Below are 23,794 nucleotides of genomic sequence, written 5' to 3' on the forward strand. Positions count from 1 at the left end.
CCGTGGTTGGGTTCAGGATGCGAACAGGCGGACGTTCCAGGCGGCGTGCCGCTCGCCGAGGATGTCCAGCAGCGGTGCGCAGACGGCGGGCAGCGCACTGACGCCGTCGGCGGTGACACGGTCCGCCGCCTCTGCGGCGGCGCCGGCGACGTCGTCGAGTTCACCGGCGAGCCCGGCCAGGAGTGCGGTGGCATCGAGCGGGTCCAGGCTCAGTAGCCGTACCGCCGCGGTGGCCGGTCCGCCGATGCTTTCGTAGGCGGCGCACCGGGCGGCGTCGAGCGGTGTCAGGCCGGCGGCGCGGGCTGTGACGCCGAGGACGACGGGCTGGTGCACTCCTTGCGGCCGTAGGCGGGCGAGGCGGTCGAGGTCGGGTGAGGGCCAGGTGACGCGGGCCGCCCGCAGCATCTGCCGGCCGAGTCTGCGGGCGACCTGGCGCAGTGCCGGACCGGATGTGCGGGCGTCAGCGGCCTCGTCCAGGGTCAGGGGGTCGTGTCCGGCGGCCGCGGCGGCGGCGAGTCCGGCCGCGGTCAGTCCGGCCGTGTGCAGGCGCCCCTGGCAGAATGCCTGCAGGCTCGCCTTGTCGTGCACGCTGTGGGAGGCCACCGCGGCCTCCATCCCGCCGGAGTGGGCGTACCCGCCGGCCGGGAATCGGCCGTCGGCCAGGACGAGCAGAGCAGCACGGCTCATAGCGGCGGCCTGCCTTTCACGTGGACAGGTCGGCCCGGCGGTAAGGCGTCGGCCGGGCCGCCGAGGCGGTCAGAACAGGAAGTACCGCTGGGCCATGGGAAGTTCGGTGGCGTAGTTGAGTGCGATCTGATGTCCGTCCACCGTGGTGCGTACGTCGGATTCGACGGCGCCGCCGATGGTGACGTTGAAGGTGTCGGGGCCGACGACGACCTCCGGCAGGCCGTTGTTGTGCACCATGTCGGCCTTGGTCACCTCGCGGGTGTCCTTGATGACACGCAGCTCTTTGAGCAGGCCGCTGCGGGACAGCTCACCGCCGGCGGCGAGTTCGGAGACGAAGTTGAAGGAGTTGGCGCCGGGGGAGCGGCCTCCGGAGCCCCACACCGGGCGCGGCAGGAACGGCTGCGGGGTAGGGATGGAGGCGTTGGCGTCGCCGATCTGAGCGTAGGCGATCTGGCCGCCCTTGATGACCATGTGTGTCTTGACGCCGAAGAATTTCGGCTCCCACAGCACCAGGTCGGCGAGCTTGCCCACCTCGACGGATCCGACCTCGTGGTCGATGCCGTGAGTGATGGCCGGGTTGATCGTGTACTTGGCGACGTAGCGCCGTGCGCGGAAGTTGTCCGACTGGGCGTCGTCCTCGCCAAGGTGTCCGTAGCGGGACTTCATCACGTGCGCGGTCTGCCAGGTCCGCATGACCATCTCGCCGATGCGGCCCATGGCCTGCGCGTCGGAGGACATCATCGAGATGGCGCCCATGTCGTGCAGCAGGTCCTCGGCGGCCATGGTGGAGGGCCGGATCCGCGAGTCGGCGAACGCCAGGTCCGCATCGACCTCGGGATTGAGGTGGTGGCACACGATCATCATGTCGACGTGTTCCTTGACGGTGTTGACCGTCAGGGGCCGGGTCGGATTCGTCGAGGCGGGCAGTACGTTCGGTTTGCTCACCAGGCTGATCATGTCGGGCGCGTGTCCGCCGCCGGCGCCCTCGACGTGGAAGATGTGCAGGCTGCGGTACCTGGAGTCCTTGGTCCTCGGGTCCTTCTTCGTCGCGCCGAAGGTGTGCTGCACGAACCCCGACTCGTTCAGGGAGTCGGCATGCAGGGCGATCTGGACGCCTGTCTCGTCGCACATCTTCAGGGCCGCGTCGATGACCGCCGGTGTGGCGCCCCAGTCTTCGTGGATCTTGAAGCCCAGGGCGCCGGCGGCGACCTGGTCGCGCAGTGCCTTCTCGGAGACCGTGCTGCCCTTGGCCAGCAGACCGATGTTCACCGGATAGGAGTCCAGCGCCTCGAACATCCGCTGCAGATGCCACTTGCCCGGCGTCACGGTGGTCGCCTTACTGCCCTCGGCGGGCCCCGTGCCACCGCCGATCAGCGTGGTTACCCCCGAGGCGAGCGCCTCATGGATCTGCCCGGGACACAGGAAATGCACGTGCGTGTCGACGCCGCCCGCGGTCAGAATGCGCCCGTTTCCGGAGATCACCTCCGTCTCGGGCCCCACGACGAAGTCCGACGCCGGGTGGAGACTGTCCGAACTGGCAGACATCGTCTCGGGGTTGTACGCCCTGCCGATCGCCTGGATCCGCCCGTCACGCATCCCGACGTCGGCCTTGACCACACCCCAGTGGTCCAGGATCAGCGCACCGGTGATCACGGTGTCCACCGGCATCCGGGGGTCATCCCGCGGAATGTGCGACTGGCCCATCGACTCGCGGATTACCTTGCCGCCGCCGAAGACCATCTCATCACCGCTGCGACCGGGACCGCCGCACCAGTCCTCATCGATCCGCAGCACGAGGCCGGTGTCGGCGAGCCGGACCCGGTCACCGGCCGTCGGACCATAGAGGTCGGCATACCGCGAGCGCGTCAGCGGATCGTAGGGCCGTCCAGTCTCACTGGGCATCGAGGTTCATCTCCTGCTCGCTCTTGCCGGCCTGAAGACCCCGGACGATCCGCTCACCCGCAATAGGCACCAACCGCACGGCGCGCTCGTCACCCGGCTCGAAACGCTCCGAGGTGCCCGAGGGGATGTGCAGGCGCATGCCGCGCGCGGCCGCGCGGTCGAAGTCCAGTCCCTCGTTGGCCTCGGCGAAGTGATAGTGGGAGCCGACCTGGACCGGACGGTCCGCCGGGTTGCGCACGACCAGGTCCACATACTCCAGGCCTTCGTTGAAGGCGATCCGGTGTTCCTCGTCGTCCGGCAGAAGTTCCAGTTTGCCCGGATGGACGCTCACGTCCCCGGCTGCCTCGTCGAACGGGTCGTGGATCGTCACCAGCTTCGTCCCGTCCGGGAACGTCGCCTCGACCTGCACATTGCTGATCATCTCCGGGACGCCGTCCATGACGTCGTCACGTGTCAGCACACGGCGGCCGGACTCCATGACCGCGTCCACCGTCGCACCGTCCCGGGCCTCCTCGTACACGTGCGCCGTCAGCAGTGCCATGGCCTCCGGGTAGTTCAGCAGCAGGCCCCGCTCACGGCGCCGCCGAGCGACGTCCGCGGCCACATGGACCAGCAGGCGTTCTTGTTCGTGCGGAGTCAGGTGCACTCGCTTCTCCTTCCTGCTCGTCGCTCGACCTGCGCGGCGAGCCCGCGGGGCAGCGGACGAGCTTTGGTGTGCCGCAGTTCGGTGTGCCGAATGCCGCATACCGATCGTCAGCCCAAGAGACCGGCAACAAGTGCTGAATACCCCCAAACATCAACGATCGAGTGGGACGGGTGCACGGGCGGCACAGGGGGCGCTTACGGTCAGCCCAGCGTCAGGGGTGTATCGACTGCGCCCAGCGCCCTCGCAGAATGCGACCGCACGCGCTGGCCCCCGGCGGCGGACACCAAGAGAGCGTGGAAGTTGGTGAAGAGCAGCTCCGGCAGCGTCCACGTCACACCGCAGCCTTCGCAGCGAGGCTCCATCGTCGCCCGGCGGCACACCAGGGCCCTGAACCCGTGTCAGTTCGGCTCCGCCACCCAGCGAAGTACGCGGCGACGGGATTCGGCACCGCCTGGCATCAGGCCGGCAGCGCGAGGAACAAACCCAGGCGACCACCGAGAACCCGCGCTCGCCGTCGACAGTCACAAGGATGCGGAGCTTGCGCGGGGCGAGGTCCGTGGCAGCAGTCGTAGTGGGCGCGGGGGCTGCAGGGGGGCGGCTGACATGGTGTCCCATCTGCTTCTACGAGGGCCCTTCGTGGGCCGGACCGTTCCATGAGCGCAACTTCCTCCCCAGCTTCCGCGTTCCTCCGTACGCTCACCGTCATGACCGAGACCGCGTTCTTCGTGCACCAGACCGCCCGCCCCCATGGCTTTCCCACCCCCGGCCACTTCACCTTCGTCGAGTCCCCGATACCGGAACCAGGCCCAGGAACGGCGCTGGTGGAGAACCTGTTCTGGTCGGTGGACCCCTACCACCGCGAAATGATGGACGCGGACTTCTCGCTGAACGCTCCTCTGGAGGGGCGCACCATCGGTCGGGTTGTGGACTCCCGCCATCCGGCCCTCCGCGAGGGCGAGATCGTCTTCCACCGGCAGGGCTGGCGCACCCACAGTGTCATCACCTCCGATGAGGCACGTACTGTCCCCCGCTTCGACGGCGTACCGCTCTCCGCGCACCTGAGCATCCTCGGCGGCACCGGCCTGACGGCCTACGTCGGCCTCACCCGCATCGCGGAGTTCCGCGAGGGGCAGGACGTGTTCGTCTCAGCGGCGGCGGGCGGTGTGGGCACGGCCACCGGGCGACTCGCCAGGCTGATGGGCGCGGGACGGCTGGTCGGCAGCGTGGGCAGGCCGGAGAAAGCCGCTTACCTGACCGAACACGTCGGCTACGATGAGGCCTTCGACTACCACTCGGGCCCGGCGGCCGAGCTGCTCGCTAAGGCGGCGCCCGACGGGATCGACCTCTACATGGACAATGTTGGCGGCGAGCACCTTGACGCCGCGATCTCCTCGCTGCGTGAGTACGGGCGGATCGTGCGGATCGGGACGATCTCCCAGTACAACAACACCGGTACGCCCTATGCCCTGCGCAACCTGCCCGACATTGTCGAGAAAAGCCTGCGCATGGAGGGCTTCCTGGTCCGCAACCACCGTGACGTGCAGGACGAGTTGTACGAGTTCGTCGTACCGCACCTGCAGAGTGGACGCGTCAAGCTCGACGAGACCGTGGTCGACGGCTTTGGCGGCATCGTGGACGGGTTCCTGGGAATGCTGCGGGGCGAGAACCGGGGCAAGATCGTCGTGCGGGCAGACGGGGTGGACGTCTGACGGACCGGGGCTATTCGGCACATGTCCTGAAGGGGCGAGGACAACAGCGTTCGATTGCCCCCAGCGTGTTGCACTGCTCTGATTCCGTAGATCACTTCACATCACTACCGCCCTGACCGTGAGCGAGAACATCGACAACCCCGTGGGCATGGGCGGCGGCCAGCGCAAGAGCTGTCCCGCGCTGAACGGCAGAACAACGGTCCGCACCGAAACCTTGACCGCCAGGGTGCGACGGACCAGAAGGCGGAACTGGTGCGCGAGACGACAGACGCAGCTGAGGGCGCCGGGCAGGCGGGCGACGACACCGCACAGAACTGACGGACCGCCGCCGCAGACCGGCACCGCACGGGGCAGGGCCCCCGGACTGCGACGGGCAGCCGGGGGCCCTGCTGCCAAACAGGTACCGCCGGTCGCGCTCAGCTCCCGGCCGCGGAGCATGCAGGACCTCTCCGACCTGGACCTCGGATGCCTTTCCGTGCCAGTCGCCCCGGGCCGACCAGTTCCTCGGTCGATGTCGATCGAGCGCACGATCTCTCCGGCCCTGGACGAGGGCCATGACGATCTCCAGACCGTGCCGGCCCACCCGTCCCGCGTCTTTGCTGCGGCCATCGCCAGCCGGATGGGGCCCTCTGCCGTGACCGCCCAGTCGGCGCCGCGGCTCGATGCGTTGAGGACGACGCGGGGGTTCACCTCGGCCATGACGGCGTCGAGGCGGTCTGCGTCGCGCAGTTCGAGGCGGTACCACGAGGCATGGGAAGCGTCGCCGGGTTCGGTCGCGGACGTTGCGGCCGTGGTGTACCCAGCCGCTCTCGCCTGCTGGAGCGACACAGCCGTCTTAGTGACCATCTCATTTGGCGAGTCTGCGGTAGCAGATGAGGGTGCAGGCGATGCTGGTGAAGGCCAGGAAGTGGTCGCCGCCGGTGGAGCAGGTGGGCACGACAGCGGCGCGCCCGGGTTCCGGCCGCGCCGCTGTCGAGGTGTGGTCAGCCCTCGGGGGAGCCCCCGGGTCAGTGGAGCTTGTTGACGGCGGTCTTCGTCGTGGTGCGGAAGGCGGTCAGCGGGGCGTCCTCGAGGTCGCCCATCTGGCCCCAGCGGACGAGGGTGACGGTGCGGCCGTCGCGGCCGACGGAGAACAGGTGGATGTCGGAGATGCCGATCTGCGGGTCGGCGGTGTCCAGGCTGTAGACCCAGGCGCCCTCCTCGACGGCGAGCTTGCCGTGGGAGGCGCTGACGGCCTGCAGGCCCGGGTTCTGCTGTTCCAGCAGGGGGCCGCAGCCGGCGAGGGCCCCGCGGAGGGTGTCGACCAGCTTCACGGCGTCGGCCTCGGTACGGGCGACGGTGGTGACCTGGACGCCGTTGGTGTCGAGCTCGGTGCTGAACTCGCGGTAGCGGGTGTTCTGCGCCGGGATCTTGTACGGGGCGCAGAGGACGCCGCCGTTCTCCGGGACGCCGGTGAAGACCTGGGTGGCGGTCCACGGCGTCGACGACGGCGGCATCTGGGAGGCGGCGAGGAAGGCGGGCTGGGCAGCGGCCTGCGCCGGGGCTGTGGCGAGGGCCGCGAGGCCCAGTGCGGCAGCGGCTGCGGTGGCGAGTGCGGTGCGGAGCCTGTTCATGGTGGTGGATCCCCCGTCGGGTCGTTCGTTCGGTCAGTGCTCAACCAGCGTGGGGCCGGCGCCCGTCGGCTGCAACGATCACGCGCCCACCAGCCGTCCCGGAACCATTCCACCCCCGCTGACGTGCAAGGACGTGAAGGATGTGACGCAGGGTCGAGGGGGATGGAATGCCGAAGGACGCCGCCGTCGAGGAGTTCGCGGGGCTCGTGCGCGCGCTGAAGGCACGGGACGGGAGGAGTTACGAGGCGCTGGGCCGGCGGCTGAGCGTCAGCGCGTCCACCCTCCACCGCTACTGCTCGGGCGCGACCGTCCCACAGGAGTTCGCCGTGGTCGACCGCCTCGCCCTGCTGTGCGGAGCGGACGAGGAGGAACGGCGGGCCCTGGAGGCGGCTTGGACGGAGGCGGACCGCGCCCGCCGCCGAGCGGCCTCGCCCGCGCCCACGCCTGTGCCGGCCGTGTCGGCCGCGCCGGAATCGAACCCGGAACCGTCCGCGCCGGAACCGGGCCCCGGCCCCGCGCCGGACCCGACGGCCCCGGACCCGATCGCGCCGGACCCGTCCGCCGCGGATCCGTCCGCGCCGGAGGCGCCCCGCGCCCGCCCCCGTCGTGGCGCCCTCGCTCCCCTCCTCGTCGCCGCCGCCGTCGCCCTCGTCGTGCTCGCCCTCGCCGCCGCCCTGCTCGGCCATCCCACCCGTACGGCTTCCGCCCCCGCTCCCGCTTCCACCGCTCCGGGGCGGACCGCGGCCCCCCTCCCCTTCACCTGGAGCATCGGTTCCCAGCTCTGGGAGGGCGGCTGCGGGCACACCTACCTCGTGGACCGGGCCCCCCGCGCGGTCGCCCCGCCGCCGGTCGCGGCCGACTCCGGGGCGTGGGCCGGGACGCACGGTGCCGTGCACGGCGGGGAGGCGCTGGTGCGGATCACGGTCCAGGGCCGCTCGCCGTCCGACGCCGTCGTCCTCCATGCCCTGCACGTGCGCGTGGTCGACCGCGCCGCGCCGCTGCCATGGAACGCGTACCGGATGGACAACGGCTGTGGCGGCGCCGTCACCCCGCGCCACTTCACCGTGGACCTCGACCGGCCGCGCCCGCTCGCGAGGCCCGTCGACGGCCTTGACGCCTCCGGCGCCGAGGTCCGGAAGATCCCGGCCGTCTCCTTCCCGTACAAGGTCACCTCCTCCGACCCCGAGGAGCTGCTGGTCTCCGCGCGGACGGCGGGCTGCGACTGCCGCTGGTACCTGGAGCTGGAGTGGAGCGCCGGGGGCCGTACGGGGACGGTGCGGATCACGGACGGCGGGAAGCCGTTCCGCACGAGCGGGACCAGGGGGAGGCCGGCGTACGTGCACGACTCCGCCGAAGGGCGCTGGATCACAGACTCGGACTCTGACAGACCGGGTGACCGATGAGTAACTTCGACTGACACAGGCTGAGCAAGCGCTTAAAGGGAGATCAGGAACAGCTACGACAGCCTGAGCGCCGACCAGCTGGGGATCGCGTCGCGCCCCAGGGGTTGTCGGTCCGGACTTGGAGTTGATGCGCCTCCTCCACCTACCCGATCTGGAGGTGGACAGCGGCGGCAACTACTCGTTCGCGCCAGGTGCTTCTGCCCGGGTGGCGAACGTCATCCTCCGGCGGGATGGGCAAGCATGGGCGGTCGCTGGAGTGGGCGACCACTTTCTTCGCCCGGGCTGGCCACCAGTGCTTGAGCGGGTCGTGCAGCCGGAGGACTGAACTCTGACCAACCTTCGGTGAGAATCGCTCAGCCGTCGCTGCGCAGCAGGTCGATGTCGAGCCGGGTGAGGCTCGGGTGGGCGCCTCGACCTAGAATCGAACGTGCGAACGATCAGCCGTCTCGTCTCGACCTGCTCGACTTCGCGCGCCGCGTCGTGGTCCAGCAGGCGACCGCGGCACTGAACCAGATAGACGGGTGGATCGCCGACGAGGAACGGCGCCAGGGTGAACGCCGACAGGGGGAGCAGCGGCGGCCGCCGCCTCCGGCCTGGCTGATCCAGTACGGTTTGGACCGTGCGAACCTCGACGCCGTCCACACCGGCGACTGCTGGGCCGCGGCCAAGAGCGGCCGGTGCCGACCGGTCAGCCGGGAACAGGCTCTCGATGCCTCGACAACGGCTACGCCGACGTGGTCACCGGCTTCCGCACCGAGGCCATCGAGCGCGACGGTGAGGGCCGCCTGGTGCTGGCCGGTGAGGACGGCCGTCGCCTCGACCCGGTCGACGAGGTCATCGTGCTCACCGGCTTCCGCCCGGGCCTGTCTTTCCTGTCCGAGCTCCGCCTCGGCCTGGACGAACGGCTCCAGGCACCCACCGAGCCGGCCCCGCTGATCGACCCCAACCAGCACTCCTGCGGCACCGTCTACCCACACGGCCACCGCGAGCTGTCCCACCCCGAACCCGGCGTCTACCTGGTCGGCATGAAGTCCTACGGCCGCGCCCCCACCTTCCTCGCCATGACCGGCTACGAGCAGGTCCGCTCCGTCACCCCGGCGATCGCCGGAGACCTCGCCTCCGCCGACCGCGTCGAACTCACCCTCCCCGAAACCGGAGTGTGCGGCGGCGCCGGCCTCTTCGACGACCCGGCCACCGGACAGGCCGACACCGGCGGCTGCTGCGCCCCGGCGCCCGCGCGCGTTCAGATCGGCGTCGGCCCGCCCGCTGCCGTGATTGCCGAGGAGGCGCCGGCGGGCGGCTGCTGCGGCTCGTGACCGACCTCAACACCCCTGCACGCGGGGCCGCGACCGGAACCGGGGACCGGTCGCGGCCCCGCGCCGCACTCCTGGCGCTGTGCGTGCGCCACCCAGATCACCAGCGTTTCAGCCGCCCGGAAGGCCGTAGGCCCTTCCACGGAAGGTGGATTCCGCTACGTGATGCGGAGCTCGGCCAACTGCAGGCGGTACTGGCTGGTCTCGTCAGAGGCGGGCTTGCCGAGCCTGGTGGCCTTGAGGCGCAGATAGCGGCCGGTGGCCGAGGTGAGGGCGTAGGTCTCGGCGGCACCGTTGGGGTTGGACTGGCCGCTGACCGTGCGGGCGGTGGTGTAGGAGGTGGCGCCTTGCGCCCGGGTCTGGATGGTGAAGTCGACGGGGAAGCCGGCCGTGCCGCCGCCGGTCGCGGCGATATCGGTGCGCGGGTGGAGGGTGACGGACCCGATAGCCCGATCGGCGCCGAGATCAACCTCGATCCACACCGGCGTGTCACTCACGTCGGCGGAGGGGAAGCCGATGCTGGTGAAGCCCTTGGCGCCGGTCGCGCTGGTGAGGGTGCCGTCCAGGACCCGCGTCTTGCCCCAGTCGTTGTTCTCCAGGGTGCAGTTGCTGGTGACGGTCGTCGCGGCGGTCGGGACGGTGAGTTCGGCGAGCTGGAGGCGGTACTTGCTGGTCTCGTCCGAGGCGGGGGTACCGAGCCGCGTGGTCTGCAAGCGGACGTAGCGAGCGGTGGTCGTCCTGAAGCCGTACGTCTGCACGAGCCCACCGGGGTCGGGCTGGCCGGTGACGGTGCGGACTGTGGCGTAGGTGCTGGATCCGTCGGGACGGGTCTGGATCGTGAAGTCGACCGGGAACCCTGCCGTACCGCCCCCCGCCGCCGGTGTGTCGGTGCGCGGGAAGAGGCGTACGGCGTCCAGGTCGGTGTCGGCACCGAGGTCGATCTCGACCCAGACAGGGTTCGCGCTCACGTCGGCGGAGGTGAACTCGTTGCTGGTGTAGCCCTTGGCGCCGCTCACGCTGGTGAGGGTGCCGTCGGTGAGCCGATTCCTGCCCCAGTGGCTGTTCTCCAGGCTGTTGTTGCTGGTGACGGGTCTGCCCAGGGCAAGGTTGTCGAGACGGCCCGCGCCGGTGACAGTGAAGGTCCACGTGCCCGGCTTGAGCGTGAAGTAGACGTACGAGGAGTCCTTGCTCTCGTACCCCAGGCCGCTGACGCTGCCCGTGGCGGAGCCCCCGGAGAATACGGTGGTGCCGTTCGCCTTGATGACGGGCTGGGAGCCGCCGTACGTGGGCACGCCGACCCGGGCCGTCGTGCCGTTCGGTGAGGTGAGGGTCAGCGTCACCTTGGTGCCATCGCGATCGGTCCCGAAGCGGATGTCCCCCTTCACGGTGGACACCACCGTGTTGATCTTCGTGAGCGTGCCGGTCTGCGGCACGACGTCGTATGTCTCCCAGCCGGGCTTGGTGGGGCGGACGCCCGCGGCGTAGGCGGACAGCGCGTACAGCGGGCCGCCGTTCCAGGCGTGGTTGTCGGTGCCGGCAGCCTTGTCCCAGAGCTCCCACAGGGTGTGGCAGGCGGGGTCGGCGACCTGGGCGGCGAAGCGGTTGCGCATCCGCTCCTCGGCCACCGTAGCCGCGCCCGTCAGATACAGCGCCTCCAGGACGTAGAACTCCATGTACGGGCTGGCGTTGAGGTGAGTGCGCAGCACCTCGGTGATCGCCCGGTGGCGGGAGGCGGGGGCCAGGCCGGCGACGACGGCCAGGCCGTTGGCGCGGTCGTCGGTGTCGCGGGTGTAGCCGGGCGAGCGGTACTCGCCCCGCGAGGAGTTCCACAGCACCCGGTCGAAGTTGGCCTTGATGCTGTCGCGCCTGCTCTTCCAGCCGGCCACGTCGCCGCTGTTGCCGCTGAGGTCGGCGAGCTTGGCGGCGGTGTCCAGGGCGAGGTAGTACCAGCAGTTGTCCAGGACGCGGGCGTCGATGTCGGAGCCCCAGTCCTCCCAGTCCCAGTCCCCCGCCCGGTGGTTGACGAGGCCGTCGCTGTCCAGGGTCCAGAGGTCGAGGTACTTCTTGACCGCCGGGTAGGCGACAATGACGGCGTCGGCGTTGCCGGTGTAGAGGTAGTACGTCCAGAACGACCACACCGAGGCCAGCATCTGGACGGGCAGTTCGGCGGTCCAGATCGTCGTGGGCACCGGGGAGTACAGCGCCCCGCTGGGTTTCTGCCAGGCGGCGAGCTGGGCGATGGCCTTCTTGCCCAGGGCATGGGACTTGGTGTCGAAGGTGTAGAAGCCCTCCTTGAGCTGGTTGACCACGTCGCCCCACCACTGGGCCCGCTCACGGGTGGGGCAGTCCATGTAGTTGTCCCGCATGTTGACGTACATCGTGCGCGCGGCCTTGGTCCACAGGGTGTCCAGGAAGGCGTCACTGCTGCTGAACGAGCCCGCGAAGTCGGTGTCGTAGCCGGACTCCCGGTATTTGAGGTCCAGGATCGTCACGCTCGCCGGGATCGTGTACCGCACGGCCGTACCGCTCATCCACCCCAGCGCCTCGAACTCCTGCACTCCGCCGGAGCAGACGTAGGTGGCACGCATGTTGTACTGGGTCCCGGGCTCGATACCCACCAGGCCCGCACCGTCGTCGTAGTGATCGGTCTGCACGCCGATCACCGCACCGGCGGGGGCGTCCACCTTCAGGTACGGGGTGACCTGGAGATTGGACGGCAGCGTGGCCGAGACGGCCGTGGAACCCTGGCCGGTCGACGGCAGTGAGGCGGCGTTCGCGTAGGACTTCAGGCCGGAGTAGCGGAACTGCGGGATCGGCCGCTCCACCAGGGCGTTCCAGGGGGCGGTGCCGACGGCACCGAAGTCGGTCGGAGCGCTCCAGGAACTGTCGTTGAAATCGGGGGACTGCCACCCGGCCATCGCGGAGGCGTTGCGGGCGTCGTAGTAGACGTTCGACTCGGGCAGCCGGAAGTTGACCTGCGTGCCGCTGGTGTTGTTCGCGTAGCCCGGGTGGACGGTGTGCTTCCAGTTCGTGTCGCTCATCAGCCGGGTGGTGGTCGAACCGACCTCGATGTCCGACTGGAACAGCAGACCGCCCTTGCCGCTGCTGTTGTGCGAGAAGCCCTGCTTGCCGAAATGCCACACCAGCAGTGCCACCGTGTTGCTGCCACTGGTGAGGTGCGGGGCGAGATCGATCTCGTCGTAGTAGGTGTCCATACGGTTCGGACCGCGCTTGAGCCCGCCCTCGAAGACCACCAGCGTGCCGTTCACCCACAGCCAGTACTTCGAGTCCGCCGCGATCTGCGTCACCGCTCTCGTCGGCGCGGAACCCAGGGTGAACGATCTACGGAAGGCCACCCACTGGTTCGCCGAGCTGGACGGTGCCCAGACCCACTTCGCGCTCCAGGACACCGCGGCGGACGCCGCCGGAGCAAGGACGGGAAGGACCAAGGGACCCAGGGTGGGAGCAAGAGCCACGGCTATGGCGGAGCGCAGGGCAGACCGGCGGGAGATGTACTGCATGGAGCGAACCTTCCCAGGAGTGCTGTCGACGAGGGGGTGGTGGAGGCGGCGGGGCCGCGGAAGACGCCGAAACCCCTGGCTTTCCGAGATGGGTCGTACCGGCTTCGGGAGGGGTGCGAGTCACCGGGACGACGAACGCAGAGCCAACGGGCGGAGGGAGACTTGAATCGATTCAATCAGGTACTTGCAGGCGTGATTTTTCGGCTCCCCGCAACGCCTTGTCAATGGGCCGGAAGCAAGAAAGTCGCGCCATGGGGCACCTGCACCGGACGCCCGTCGTGAATCCGGCCGCCGCGGCAAGGCCCCGGGTGCTTCCCTCTCCCGGGTGCTCCCTGCCCGGGGTGGGCGACTTGCGGCAGCCACGAGCGTGTTCGGAGCATCCACGCCACTGGACGGCTCGCGCCTATGGGGCTGGGCTGCCGCGACTGCGAACTCCGGTCGAGTGTCGGGCCGCGGGCAGGGACTCCATGGTCTCGGCCTGAGGGTGGCCGCTCAACGCCTACCGGTTTCAGAGGGTGGCCGCTCAACGCCTACCGGTTTCAGGCGGTAAGCGGCGATACCCAGGTTTTGTCGGCAGGGGAGCCTCCGCTGTCCGCGGCACGGGCCGGGCCGGGCCGAGAAGCACCCTCCGGCCCACACCGCCTGGTGCGGTGCAGAGCCCGAGGATGAGCGGCAGGCGTGTCAGAGGGTGAGGAGGACCTTGGTGGCGCGGCGTTCGTCCATGGCCTCCAGCTCGCGTACGTCCAGCAGCTCGATCGGCACCCCGTTCGGCGCCGTGCCCGACTCCAGGCTGCGCCAGGCCTCCGAGCGCATGACGCGCCAGCCGGCGTCCGTGATCGATCACGCCACGTTCTTGGTGAAGAACTCTTCCAACTTGTCGAACGGGATCAGGTCCGTCTTGTCGTACAGATCCACGTGGCCGGCATTCGGGACGACGTAGAGCTCCTTGGGATCCGCCGCGAGTTCGTAGGCATCCTCGCTGAAGTACCGCGAGTGAGCCTGCTCTCCCATGACGAACAGGATGGGCCGCGGCGAGATCGACTTGATGTGCGTCAGCAGCGGGAAGTTCATGAACGACATGGTGCTCGTCGCGGTGAACTGGGTGATGGAGTTCGGGTGGTACCCCCGCGGTGTGGAGTAGAACTCGCCGAACTCGCGACCGACGGGATCGGTGTTCTCGTCGAACCCGATCGGCGCTCCACGCAGGGGCATCAGGGGCGCGTTGCCCAGGAACTCCGCGTACCGCTGTTCCGCCACCTGATCGAGGATGAGGTTGCGCGTCTCTTCGGTGAACGAGTCCTGGAAGCCCTTCGAGGAGGCCCTGGAGATGTCGTACATGGAAACCGTCGCGACCGCCTTGATGCGCCGGTCGACCTGCGCCGCGCTGATCGCGAATCCGCCGCTCCCGCACATACCGATCACGCCGATACGCTCCCTATCCACGAAAGGACGCGTACCCAGGTAGTCCACCGCCGCGCTGAAGTCCTCGACGAAGATCTCGGGGGAGGAGAGGTGTCGCGGCTCGCCGCCGCTGTACCCGTTGAAGGACGGGTCGAAGGCGAGAACCACGAAACCGCGCATGGCCATGTTCTGGGCGTAGATGCCGGGGCCCTGCTCCTTGACGCCGCCGTACGGCGGGCCCACGACGATGGCTGCGTTCTGCTGGGACTCGTCGAAGCCCTTCGGCTGATAGAGGTCCGCCGAGATGCTGATCCCATACCTGTTCTTGTACGAGACCGCCTTCCGCGTGACGTTTTCGTCCAGGTCGAAGATGTAGTTGTCGTTCGGAAACATTCTTTTGTCCTTCTTCCTTCGGTTCCGTGATTCACCTGGCAAGGCAGGTTGTCTTCGCCTGTGTGGTCTGTGGATCGGGCCGGTGATCTCGGTGAAGGGCAGGCTCGTGCCCCGGTTGGTGTGGGCGATGATCTCCGCGGTGATCGAGACGGCCGCGAAGGAAGGTCGGTCAGATGGTGGCGAGCTCTCGATCCCACGTAACGGGCTTCGCCGCGCGCGAAGAAGGTCGCATTTATGGGGGGTATAACCTCGACCTCCCTCCGCGACCGTCCGTGGTTACCGTGGAGGGATGGACCACCGATCCGGCGACCCCGCCGAACACCGCGCCGGTATCCGGGACTTCCTCGCCAGCCGGCGCGCCAAGATCACACCGGAGCAGGCCGGGCTGCCGACCAGCGGCCGTCGCCGCGTCCCGGGGCTGCGGCGTGAGGAGGTCGCCGTTCTCGCCGGGGTCAGCACCGAGTGGTACACCCGGCTGGAGAAGGGGCACATCGGCGGTGTGTCGGAGGATGTTCTCGACGCGGTCGCCCAGGCCCTGCGACTGGACGAGGACGAGCGCACCTACCTGTTCGACCTGGCCCGCTCGGCCCGGCCCGCCCGCCGAACTCCACCGCGTCGCAAGGACGTCGCGATCCCGCCCTCCGTCCAGTGGCTGCTCGACTCGATGACGATGTCCGCCGCCTTCGTGCGCAACGGACGCCCGGACATCGTCGCCAGCAACGCGCTGGGCCGGGCCCTGCTCACGCGGATGTTCGACAGCCGTACCACCGACCAGCACGGCTGCCCCAACTTCGCCCGCTACTTCTTCCTCGACCCCGGCTCCCAGGACTTCTTCGTGGACTGGGAGGCCGGCGCGAGCGCCACTGTCGCGCTGCTGCGCGCCGAAGCCGGGCGCGAACCCTACGACCGCGGGCTGCGCGACCTCGTCGGCGAGCTCTCCACGCTCAGTCCCGAGTTCCGCACCATGTGGGCCACGCACGACGTTCGCATCCGCCACGGTGGCACCAAGCGGCTGGAGCATCCTGAGGTCGGCCGTCTGGAGCTGGTCTACCGGTCCCTGGACCTGCCCGTGGCCAACCGGGCGGTGCACGACCTGACCTTCTTCACCGCCGAGCCGGACACCGCCGACGAAGAGCGGCTCAGGCTCCTCGCCAGCTGGACAGCGACCCAGTCCCGGGCGCCAGAGCCGACCCGCCACCCTCACTGAGCGATCCGATCCCAGAAACGGAGAAGCAGCTACGGGCGACCGTCGCCAAAGTCAAGAAGACCATCGCGAACCAACGAGCCGAACTCGAAGAGCTCCGCCAACTGGTGACCCGCCTGACCCTCGCGAGTGCAGTTCTGACCCAAGGACATGACGAGCTGGCACCACCAGCGGATAACGTGACTCCGATTTCTCGATCGACAACCTAATAGGACTGCTCCCGTTGGTAAGGATCGCAGTGTGCCTTACAGCATCAGCACCTCTACAAGGTCGAGCAGTCCAGGAGTCGTCCGTCAGTGGTACCGATGAGCAGGCGGCCGGGTTCGGTGACGGTCAGCGCGGTCGCCACGACGGGAAATCCGGCCACAACCAGGTGCTGGCGCCAGCGGACGTTGCCGTCATGGAGATCGAGTATGACGAGCTCGCCGTCGTCGTAAGCGACGTAGACGGATTCCATGTCGCGGTCGAGGTCCGTGGCTTTCCGGTCTGTCCGGAAGACCCATGTCGGCTTGTCTCCGGCCACCGTGCGCCTTACTACGAACGATCCACCTGGCTGCAATCCGTGGCCGTGGTAGACAGTGCCGGCATGGATCAGGTCGCCGTCGGCAGTCTCCACGCCGGGGCCTGCGAAGTGTGTCTCGCCAGGCGTCCAGGAGTAGGGAGACAGACGACGGGCCTCCGCCATTCTGGGCTCACGCGGACGTTCGGCGACCGGTATGCTCTTCGGTTCCACGGCCGCGAGCCAGGCGTCACCTGATCCGGGTTTCTGCCCGCTCTTGCTGGGGAGACTTTCCCGGAAGTAGACCCGGCTGCCACGCCGGATACGCAATCTGCTTCGCGCTCCGTTCCTGCCGGCGGGTGCAAGGGCGGGCAGGCCGTCAGCACATCGCACCAGGGACACCGCCCCCGCCGGAGTGAAGCGGTCGAGCCGCGCCCCGTCCTGGAGCGACAGTCGGACCACGGCCTGAGCGTGCTCCTGCCACGGGGGCCGCATCAGGCTGACCCACGCCGATCGCTCATCTGCGGCTACGACAAGGTCGCGGCCGCCACCGTCGTCGTCCTGAACACCCCATTGCCGCTGTCCTGAGGGCAACCAGGCTTCCAACTGGATCCCGTCGAGGGTCGCCACGATCCTGCCGTCGGACAGCTCCTCGACTGCGCGGACGTTGCGACGCGGGTCCCATTCGCTACTCAGGCTGGAGATCCCCTGACGTGCGTCCTCTCGACGGTCGGTTCGCGGGGCCGCTGCTCGTGGTCCGGCCAGGTCGTGTCCGGTGAGCGACCGGGGCGGTACGGCCCTCCAGTCGGGCCGGCGCACTACCGCAACCTGTCCCTCACTCCACGCGTCTTTGTCCTGCCAGTCGTCATACGGCGCCATCAGCACGCGAAGTTCCTGCTCGTTGAGCCACTCCAGGCTCAGGACCTGGCGGCCGAGTTCGTGCTCGATGAGCGATGTGCTCCTACCTGTTTCCAGGTCCAAAAGGAGCAGTTCCCCTTCGAAGAAGTAACCGCCGTCGTATTCGCCTGTACCGACGGCAAGCAGGGGGAGCCGGGGGTGGAAAGCCATGGCATGTACGGGATACCGCGCACGGAGGAGGGCCCGGCAAGCCAGATTGTCGGTGTCGTAGACACCGACAGGTGCGATGCTGCCGAAGTCGGGGACGCCCGCCACCGCCACGTGTGTGCCTGCCACTGCCAACAAGCCGCGACTCTCGTCGTCGACGGCGAGGACTGGATCACCGACCTCGGCGAAGGGACGGTCACCGAGGATTCGATCGATGCGGAACGAGACGGTCATGGAAGTGATCTTCGCAGAGGCGAAAAACGACGTGAAGCCACGGGCATCCGGAAGCTGAACAGAAGAACTTGACAGGGAAGACGGCTTCCGTCGTCTTACGCGGTTTGTACTTGTTCCACACGCCTCGCGCGCCGGGGCGGTAGACGCTGTCCAGCGGCTTGAACAGCACACCTTCGAGGCCGGTCGCTCCAGCGAAGCACGCGGCTTGTCACACATGCTCACTCGGCGGCCCTTCTGTCACCACAAGCGAAGATCGACAGCCTCTGGCTCCTCGAGGCGGTTCCATGCGGCGACACTTCACCACAACCGCGTCCTGCTCCTGCGCGTCCTACTACTGAGCGCCGACAGGAGTCGGCTACCCCGGGGGATCAGGACGCGAGTCATGCAGAAGTACGCGATCGGCCAGCACGTCACACCGTTCTTTTGGCTCCCGCGTGGTGCGAGGCGACAGCCGCCCACGTCCGTCCGGCGACTGGTGGGGTTCTGGCTGTTCATGCTTGCCTTCGGGGCCGGGCTCACCGCGCTCGGCTGGGACGATGACTTCGGCGGCAGCCACCTCATGGCGCTGCTGTTCCTCTTCCATATCGTCGACGACATCAGCGACGGGGTACGGCACCGCTGGCCGGCCGCACTGGCCGCGGTAGCAGTCTTGTGGGGCGCCACCCGGCTCACCAGCGCCGTCCTGCCCGGCTCCCTCGACGATGCCTGGGCGCTGAGCGTCGCCGCCGCTGTCGGTGTCACGCTCGGGCTGGCAGTGAGCGCCGCGATCACACGGCTTCCGGAGCGCCGACTACATCGGCCCGCCGGGGAACACGACTTCGGGGTCGGTGGACAAGACTCTCGGTAAAGGACATGGCCACCGGCCGGGCTCCGGTGTCGTGCACAGGGTTATGGCGGTGGCGGCGCAGAGTCCGGGTCGCCGCGGTGACCCGGCCGCCGGCCTGAGCGGCCGCCCCGCGCTCATGCGGTCGGCGCCTTGCCGGTGAGCAGGTCGATCATGATTTGGGGGGTCTTCTCGCCGAACAGGAGAGTATGGTTCCGGTTCGATTCGGCGGCGAACTGCGCGCTGCGGGGGAGGAAGGCCTGCTCGTATTCGGACAGCGCGGTCTCGGGGTCGCGGGGGTGGGCGGCGATGGCCTTGGCGAGTTCGGCGCCGTCGTACATGGCGAGGTTGGCGCCTTCCCCGGCGAAGGGCGACATGAGGTGGGCGGCGTCGCCCAGGAGGGTGACGCCCGGCACCCGGTCCCAGCGGTGGCCGATCGGCAGGGCATGGACCGGACGGAGGACAGGGGCGGTCTCGCCGTCGGTGATGAGGGCGGTGAGCTCGGGCGCCCACCCCTCGAACTCCGCCCCGACGCGGGCCGTCACGGCGGCACCGTCGGTGAAGTCGATGCGGAGATCCACTCCTGCGGCTTGGAGAGTGCGGCGTAAGTGTGCAGGACGCCGTGGGGCTCGCGGTGCCGGCGCCGCCCGGGCCGCCGGCGTGTGGGTGCTGGCCTCCCAGCTCGCGGTCAAGCAGGACCGCAGCGAGGCCGCCGGCGCCCACGCGAGCCGGGTCGGCCATTGGCGGCTCGCGCGGGCCTGGTACAGGATCGCATCGACGATCTCTTGCATCTCGTACCGGCCCTCATGATCGCTGACCGAGCGGTGCTTTCCCTTGCAGGACGTGATGACCGGCTGGATCAGCTGCCACGCCTCCAAGTCGCCGTAGCGTCAGCACCGCGCACTGCCCGGACTGTCGCAGCGGTCGGCCACGCCGGCTGATCCGCGACACCGGCGCGGGAAGCTCGGAGATCGGGGTGAAGATCAGCCAAGTGATGTCCCTCAACCGTTCGCGCTGCGCCCGGTGGCCGGCCTGGTGGCTCCACTTGCCGCTGGCTCTGGCCGGTGTCCAGACCGTCTCATCGTCCAGGTGGTGGGTCGCGCCGAGGGCCGGGTATCAGCGCTGCCGCTGAGGTACCTCGCGGCGACGGATGCGATCTATGGGCACTCGGCCATCGCTCACAGCTCCAGCACCAACCGCTCTGCTTCCGGTGCACGCGAGACGCAGGGCAGCATGGCGCCGGCCGCACGTTCGGTGGCGGTGAGCCGACGGTCACGATGATCGACCTGGCCTTGGGCCACCCGTATCCGGCAGGTTCCGCAGAACCCCTGGCGGCAGGAGAACGGCAGGGCCGGCAGGGCCTCGTGGAGAACATCCAGGGCGGAGCGGTCGTAGGGCACCTGCAGAACCTGTCCGGTGTCGCCCAGTTGAAGTTCGAAGGGGTGGCCGTCCGTGATCGGGACCGGGCCGAAACGCTCGAAGTGCAGGGAGGACGCGCGGCTGCCACCGAACGCCCGCCGAACGCCGTCGATCATGGGCGCGGGCCCGCAGCAGTACACCGCACCCGCCTCCGGGATCGAGCTCAGCAGTTCGGCTGCTTCGGGCACGCCGGACTCGTCGTCAGGACGGATGGAGACCCGGCCGGGGGCCGCGGCCGCGAGTTCGGCCAGCTCTGCCGCGAAGGGCATCGAGCCGCGGCTGCGGCCGGTGTGCACGAGCCTCCAGTCCAGCCCGCGTCGGGCGGCTTCCCGGGCCATCGGCAGGATCGGGGTGATTCCGATGCCGCCCGCGATGAGCAGGACGGATGCTTCGGCGGCGAAGGGGAAGGCGTTCCGGGGCGCGGTGACGGCGACCCGCACACCGGCTTCGAGGGTGTCGTGCACCTCGGCCGAACCGCCTTTGCCGTTGGCGATGCGGCGCACCGCGATGCGGTACCCGTGCCGGTCGGCAGGGTCTCCGCACAGGGAGTACTGCCGCTTGCGGCCGGAGGGCAGGTGCAGTTCGATGTGGGCGCCGGGCTGCCAGGGCGGGAGTGTTCCGCCGACGGGTGCCGTCAGCCGCAGGGAGACGACATCCTCGGCCTCTTGCTGCTTGGTGGCGACCACCAGTTCCCGGATCGCGGGCATCTCGGTGGCCGGCGGGCGCCCAGGCCGAGTGCTGCGCCGCTCAAGGCGCGTGACCGCTTTGTCGCTGAAAGCCGCCAGCTTCTGCATGAAGGAGTCGCTGCGCGGCCTGCCGTACAGGTCCGGCGGCCGAGTGACGGATGTGCTGATGTCCATGGGCTGCCTCGCTGGTCGCCGGCTCATCGGGCAGCCGCTCGGGCGGCGGGGGACGCCGCCAGGTAGGCGACCGCCTGCTGGGTCGAGCCCTCCTGGGTCGGGTGGTAGCCGGGGCGGAAGTAGCGCAGCACCGAGCGGGCGAACGCGCCCGGCGGGGGCAACAGGTTCTTGCGGGCCGCGGTCAGGTAGTCGCGGAAGCGGACCTTGACCCGGTCGTCGAGTTCGGGGTCGGCGCTCATCAGGAAGCGGACTCCGCGGATCCACAGCCGGGTCAGCACCGGAGCGGTGACGAGCATGCCGACCACGCGGCGGCGGTAGTGGGGATCGAGGTGCACCAGCAGGTCGAACGCGACCGAACGGTGTTCGACCTCCTCCGCGCCGTGCCAGCGGAACAGATCGAGCATCGCGGGGTCCGCGCCGGCCTGGTCCAGGTGCCGGTTGCTGAGAATCCAGTGCCCCATGTACGCGGTGAAGTGCTCGAAGGCCGCTATGAGGGCGAGCCGTTGGAGCAGGTGCGCGTGTGCGGCGGCCGGTGTCAGCTCCGGCCGGTCTCCGAGCACCCTTCGGAAGATCCATTCGGACTGCAGGGTGTACGGAGCCGGGTCCAGCCCCTTGCTGAGCAGGTGCTCCAGGACCTCCTGGTGCGCCTCGGCGTGCATCGCCTCCTGGCCGATGAAGCCGCGTACGTCCTCGCGCAGCCGGTCGTCGGTGATCAGTGGCAGTGCCTGCTCGAAGGTGCGCACGAACCAGCGTTCGAGTTCGGGGAGCATGAGGTGGAGCACATCGAAGGTGTGCGTCGCGAAGGGCTCACCCGGCAGCCAATGCAGCGGGGTGGTGCCCCAGTCGAAGGTGACGTCCCGGGGTTGCAGCACCAGGTCGTGGTGGTCGATGGGCTCGGACGGACGCTCCGGGTGGGCATGTGCGGCATGTGCGGCTCGGAACATGACAGGTTCCTCCTCCGTCAGCGATCGGTGTGTGGGAAGGGGCACGTCAGGCAGTCGTCCAGTGCTGCTGGCTGTCAGATCGGGTGCGCGGTGTGGTCCGTACCGCGGCGGGAGCCGTCTTCGACGCGGTGGGCGAATTCCGCGATCCGGGACGCGACCTCCTCGGGGTGGCTGAGCTGTACCCAGTGCCCGGCGTCTATCGGGCGCCGTTGTATCTGGCGTGTCCAGTGCTCCACTCCGTACGACAGCACTGGCGTGACGCAGAAGTCGCGTGTGGGGATGATGAGCTGAATCGGGACGGTGGTCGGCCGGTCCCGGGGACGCAGCAGGCGGGGCAGCATGTTGGCCCGGTACAGCGCGATGCCGGACACGGCGTCGCGGGCCAGCGTCGGCGCGGGGTAGGGGGTGTGCTCGGGCACGCCTTGGGAGCCGGTGAGGAATGCGTGCCAGCGGTGTCCCAGTGCTCTCCAGGTCAGGGCGGGCAGGAGCGGGAAGTGGAAGTAGGCGACGTACCAGGACCGTGCGGCCTGCCGCAGCAGCTTCGGCAGATCCGGATGCCGCGGTCGAAGGCGGGCCCGGATCAGGTGGCCGACGTGGTCCAGACAGGGTCCGGAGATGGACGTGAACGAGGCGATCCGCCCGGCCAGGCGGGTGCCGGTGACCGACTCCCAGGAGTGGATCGATCCCCAGTCGTGTCCGACCAGATGCACCGGGCGGTCGGGGCTCACGGCGTCGAGAACGGCCTCCAGGTCGGCTTCCAGGCGGTCCATCCGGTAGGCGCGCAGTCCCCTGGGCCGGTGGGAGGCACCGGCTCCCCGCACGTCGAAGGCGGTGACGTGGAAGCGGTCGGCCAGGCGTTCGGCGACCGGGTGCCACACGGCGCTGGTGTCCGGATAGCCGTGGACCAGCACCACCGGAGGAGCCGTGGACGCTCCCCACTGGTAGGCGGCCAGCTCCACGCCGTCCACGCCGTCCGCGCCGTCCACGGTGATTCGGCGGGCGGCCGGGCCGGTCACCGGCCACCGCCGACAGCGGTCAGTTCGCCGTAGTTCAGACCGCCGTGGAAGAAGCTGGGCAGCACCGGCCACTGCCGCTTGAACGGGGCCAGTTCCGAGGAGGGCAGGATCTGCAGCCAGCGCGGATCGCGCCGGCTGGGGTCGGCGAGGGTTTTCTCCTTGACCATGGAGTCGTACTGGTCGAGGGAGTCCTCCAGGGTGTTGGCGTTGGGCACCACCTCATGGCCGTAGAACGCGGCGTGGCGGCGCACCCCGGGGATGCGGGAGAGCTCGGGCTGCCAGTTGTCGGCCGAGATGCCGTTCTCGGAGGAGACCCACACTCCGTCGGGGGTGTTCAGCACCAGGGAGTGGTTGCCGTCCGTATGGCCGGGGGTCCACAACAGGCTGACACCTACGCCGAGTTCGACATCGCCGTCGAAGGCGGCGACGCGCTCGGGCGGTACCCCGTCCATGCCTCCGTCGACGTACCAGGCCCACTGCATCGGATGCGTCGATGCGAAGGTGCCCAGCTCCCTGCGGTGCACCAGCAACCGGGCGCGCGGGAACAGCGCTTCGCGGGGCGCCCGTTCGCCGGGAATGATGCTGGTGCTTCCCATGATCATGCGCACGTCCTGGACGTGCAGGTGGTCGAAGCTGACGAAGTCCACGTCCTCGGGTCGCAGACCACAGGAAGGCAGGACGGTGTTCGGGTCCTGATAGAAGCGGGCGAAGACGTGCTCGGTGAGAAAGTCACCCGCCAGCCGCTTGAGCTGGGCGTAGAACGGCGCCTGAGCGGTTCCGGCGGCGACGGTCGGCTCCCACACCAGTGTTTTGGGCTCACCGTCGAAGCCGTCGAACTGCACGACGAGCATCCGGTTGACGATGCTCACGAACGGGTTGACGGAGAGCGCGGCGCCGTGGAAGCCGAACCGGGTCGGGTACGGGGCTGCGGCGATGTCGAAACTGCGGACGGCGCGGATGCGGCCCTGCTGGACGAACCGCTCACGGTAGGCGGCCGCGGCGCCGCGTACGGCGCGCAGCCGGTCACCGCGGGGCCATACGTCGTGGACCCCTTCGAATTCGGGGATGGGACGCAGAGCGGCGGCGTCCTCGACCTTCTTGGCCTGCTCCGCGCTGGGCGCCGGCTTGGGCGTGGTGGTCAC

Annotated in this window: 16 protein-coding genes and 4 pseudogenes; 7 read left to right on the forward strand and 13 right to left on the reverse strand. The window is 69.2% G+C overall.

The genetic code is table 11. From position 1 onward, the window contains the following. Positions 1-12: 12 nt before the first annotated feature. From ACFYO5_RS11015 to ACFYO5_RS11025, 3 genes are all read right to left on the reverse strand, one after another. Entirely contained in the window at positions 13-687 is a 675-nt protein-coding gene (locus ACFYO5_RS11015; protein WP_388706873.1) for an urease accessory protein UreF, read from the reverse strand. 69 nt (positions 688-756) lie between these two features. Beyond that, on the reverse strand, positions 757-2,589 hold the full coding sequence (locus ACFYO5_RS11020) for an urease subunit alpha (protein ID WP_388706876.1): 1,833 nt from the start codon (positions 2,587-2,589) through the stop codon (positions 757-759). Continuing rightward, positions 2,579-3,235 (reverse strand): urease subunit gamma, encoded by a 657-nt coding sequence (locus ACFYO5_RS11025; RefSeq protein ID WP_388706879.1) that lies wholly within the window; start codon positions 3,233-3,235, stop codon positions 2,579-2,581. Before ACFYO5_RS11025 ends, ACFYO5_RS11020 begins: the two co-directional genes overlap by 11 nt. A gap of 704 nt (positions 3,236-3,939) precedes the next feature. On the opposite strand from ACFYO5_RS11025, the gene ACFYO5_RS11030 reads away from it, so the two are divergent. Together ACFYO5_RS11030 and ACFYO5_RS11035 are read left to right on the forward strand one after the other, a co-directional pair. After that, positions 3,940-4,944 carry an NADP-dependent oxidoreductase gene (locus ACFYO5_RS11030; RefSeq protein ID WP_388706882.1) on the forward strand — a complete coding sequence of 335 codons (1,005 nt, stop codon included), beginning with the start codon at positions 3,940-3,942 and terminating at the stop codon, positions 4,942-4,944. A gap of 112 nt (positions 4,945-5,056) precedes the next feature. After that, positions 5,057-5,262: pseudogene (locus tag ACFYO5_RS11035) on the forward strand (DUF6243 family protein). 689 nt (positions 5,263-5,951) lie between these two features. Here the strand turns inward: ACFYO5_RS11035 and ACFYO5_RS11040 are convergent. Continuing rightward, positions 5,952-6,557: a hypothetical protein gene (locus ACFYO5_RS11040; protein ID WP_328937413.1), complete on the reverse strand. Its 606-nt coding sequence runs from the start codon at positions 6,555-6,557 to the stop codon at positions 5,952-5,954. A gap of 167 nt (positions 6,558-6,724) precedes the next feature. Here ACFYO5_RS11040 and ACFYO5_RS11045 point away from each other — a divergent pair, with 167 nt between their 5' ends. The 3 genes and pseudogenes from ACFYO5_RS11045 to ACFYO5_RS11055 all read left to right on the forward strand — a co-directional run. Next, positions 6,725-7,960 (forward strand): helix-turn-helix domain-containing protein, encoded by a 1,236-nt coding sequence (locus tag ACFYO5_RS11045; RefSeq protein ID WP_388706885.1) that lies wholly within the window; start codon positions 6,725-6,727, stop codon positions 7,958-7,960. 378 nt (positions 7,961-8,338) lie between these two features. Next, positions 8,339-8,620, forward strand: a pseudogene (locus tag ACFYO5_RS11050) (hypothetical protein); the annotation flags it as partial. Positions 8,621-8,676: 56 nt separating this feature from the next. Beyond that, a pseudogene (locus ACFYO5_RS11055) lies at positions 8,677-9,276 on the forward strand (flavoprotein); the annotation flags it as partial. A 155-nt stretch (positions 9,277-9,431) separates the two neighbouring features. Here ACFYO5_RS11055 and ACFYO5_RS11060 read toward each other — a convergent pair. The 3 genes from ACFYO5_RS11060 to ACFYO5_RS11070 form a co-directional block, all read right to left on the reverse strand. Next, the gene (locus ACFYO5_RS11060) at positions 9,432-12,581 is read right to left on the reverse strand and encodes a discoidin domain-containing protein (RefSeq protein WP_388706887.1); all 3,150 of its coding nucleotides are present in this window, start codon (positions 12,579-12,581) and stop codon (positions 9,432-9,434) included. An 894-nt stretch (positions 12,582-13,475) separates the two neighbouring features. Beyond that, entirely contained in the window at positions 13,476-13,607 is a 132-nt protein-coding gene (locus ACFYO5_RS11065) for a hypothetical protein (RefSeq protein ID WP_388706890.1), read from the reverse strand. A gap of 27 nt (positions 13,608-13,634) precedes the next feature. After that, positions 13,635-14,588: an alpha/beta hydrolase gene (locus ACFYO5_RS11070; RefSeq protein WP_388706892.1), complete on the reverse strand. Its 954-nt coding sequence runs from the start codon at positions 14,586-14,588 to the stop codon at positions 13,635-13,637. A 289-nt stretch (positions 14,589-14,877) separates the two neighbouring features. Between ACFYO5_RS11070 and ACFYO5_RS11075 the strand changes: the two genes are divergently transcribed. Further along, positions 14,878-15,795: a helix-turn-helix transcriptional regulator gene (locus tag ACFYO5_RS11075; RefSeq protein WP_388706895.1), complete on the forward strand. Its 918-nt coding sequence runs from the start codon at positions 14,878-14,880 to the stop codon at positions 15,793-15,795. A 259-nt stretch (positions 15,796-16,054) separates the two neighbouring features. Here the strand turns inward: ACFYO5_RS11075 and ACFYO5_RS11080 are convergent, their stop codons facing one another. Continuing rightward, positions 16,055-17,590 (reverse strand): hypothetical protein, encoded by a 1,536-nt coding sequence (locus tag ACFYO5_RS11080; protein ID WP_388706897.1) that lies wholly within the window; start codon positions 17,588-17,590, stop codon positions 16,055-16,057. A 382-nt stretch (positions 17,591-17,972) separates the two neighbouring features. Here ACFYO5_RS11080 and ACFYO5_RS11085 point away from each other — a divergent pair, with 382 nt between their 5' ends. Next, complete coding sequence (locus tag ACFYO5_RS11085; protein ID WP_388706900.1) at positions 17,973-18,437, forward strand: hypothetical protein; 465 nt, start codon at positions 17,973-17,975, stop codon at positions 18,435-18,437. A gap of 113 nt (positions 18,438-18,550) precedes the next feature. Here ACFYO5_RS11085 and ACFYO5_RS11090 read toward each other — a convergent pair. From ACFYO5_RS11090 to ACFYO5_RS11110, 5 genes and pseudogenes are all read right to left on the reverse strand, one after another. Continuing rightward, a pseudogene (locus tag ACFYO5_RS11090) lies at positions 18,551-19,062 on the reverse strand (FAD-dependent oxidoreductase); the annotation flags it as partial. A 529-nt stretch (positions 19,063-19,591) separates the two neighbouring features. Next, the gene (locus tag ACFYO5_RS11095) at positions 19,592-20,692 is read right to left on the reverse strand and encodes a PDR/VanB family oxidoreductase (protein WP_388706903.1); all 1,101 of its coding nucleotides are present in this window, start codon (positions 20,690-20,692) and stop codon (positions 19,592-19,594) included. Positions 20,693-20,715: 23 nt separating this feature from the next. Continuing rightward, positions 20,716-21,636, reverse strand: a complete 921-nt coding sequence (locus tag ACFYO5_RS11100; RefSeq protein WP_388706906.1) for a metal-dependent hydrolase — start codon at positions 21,634-21,636, stop codon at positions 20,716-20,718. 74 nt (positions 21,637-21,710) lie between these two features. Then, the gene (locus tag ACFYO5_RS11105) at positions 21,711-22,652 is read right to left on the reverse strand and encodes an alpha/beta fold hydrolase (protein ID WP_388706908.1); all 942 of its coding nucleotides are present in this window, start codon (positions 22,650-22,652) and stop codon (positions 21,711-21,713) included. Further along, a complete protein-coding gene (locus ACFYO5_RS11110) occupies positions 22,649-23,794 on the reverse strand; it encodes a hypothetical protein (protein WP_388706911.1) in 1,146 nt (381 codons plus the stop codon). The genes ACFYO5_RS11105 and ACFYO5_RS11110 overlap by 4 nt, the downstream gene beginning before the upstream one ends.

The organism is Streptomyces sp. NPDC006259 (assembly GCF_042870975.1).
Classification (GTDB): domain Bacteria; phylum Actinomycetota; class Actinomycetes; order Streptomycetales; family Streptomycetaceae; genus Streptomyces.

What these genes read in the sequence shown, in the direction of transcription:
- ACFYO5_RS11015 (WP_388706873.1), bottom strand. Translation starts at nt 687, where the DNA reads ATGAGCCGTGCTGCTCTGCTCGTCCTGGCCGACGGCCGATTCCCGGCC.
- ACFYO5_RS11020 (WP_388706876.1), bottom strand. Translation starts at nt 2,589, where the DNA reads ATGCCCAGTGAGACTGGACGGCCCTACGATCCGCTGACGCGCTCGCGG.
- ACFYO5_RS11030 (WP_388706882.1), top strand. Translation starts at nt 3,940, where the DNA reads ATGACCGAGACCGCGTTCTTCGTGCACCAGACCGCCCGCCCCCATGGC.
- ACFYO5_RS11040 (WP_328937413.1), bottom strand. Translation starts at nt 6,557, where the DNA reads ATGAACAGGCTCCGCACCGCACTCGCCACCGCAGCCGCTGCCGCACTG.
- ACFYO5_RS11045 (WP_388706885.1), top strand. Translation starts at nt 6,725, where the DNA reads ATGCCGAAGGACGCCGCCGTCGAGGAGTTCGCGGGGCTCGTGCGCGCG.
- ACFYO5_RS11065 (WP_388706890.1), bottom strand. Translation starts at nt 13,607, where the DNA reads ATGCGCTCGGAGGCCTGGCGCAGCCTGGAGTCGGGCACGGCGCCGAAC.
- ACFYO5_RS11070 (WP_388706892.1), bottom strand. Translation starts at nt 14,588, where the DNA reads ATGTTTCCGAACGACAACTACATCTTCGACCTGGACGAAAACGTCACG.
- ACFYO5_RS11075 (WP_388706895.1), top strand. Translation starts at nt 14,878, where the DNA reads ATGGACCACCGATCCGGCGACCCCGCCGAACACCGCGCCGGTATCCGG.
- ACFYO5_RS11080 (WP_388706897.1), bottom strand. Translation starts at nt 17,590, where the DNA reads ATGACCGTCTCGTTCCGCATCGATCGAATCCTCGGTGACCGTCCCTTC.
- ACFYO5_RS11085 (WP_388706900.1), top strand. Translation starts at nt 17,973, where the DNA reads ATGCAGAAGTACGCGATCGGCCAGCACGTCACACCGTTCTTTTGGCTC.
- ACFYO5_RS11095 (WP_388706903.1), bottom strand. Translation starts at nt 20,692, where the DNA reads ATGGACATCAGCACATCCGTCACTCGGCCGCCGGACCTGTACGGCAGG.
- ACFYO5_RS11100 (WP_388706906.1), bottom strand. Translation starts at nt 21,636, where the DNA reads ATGTTCCGAGCCGCACATGCCGCACATGCCCACCCGGAGCGTCCGTCC.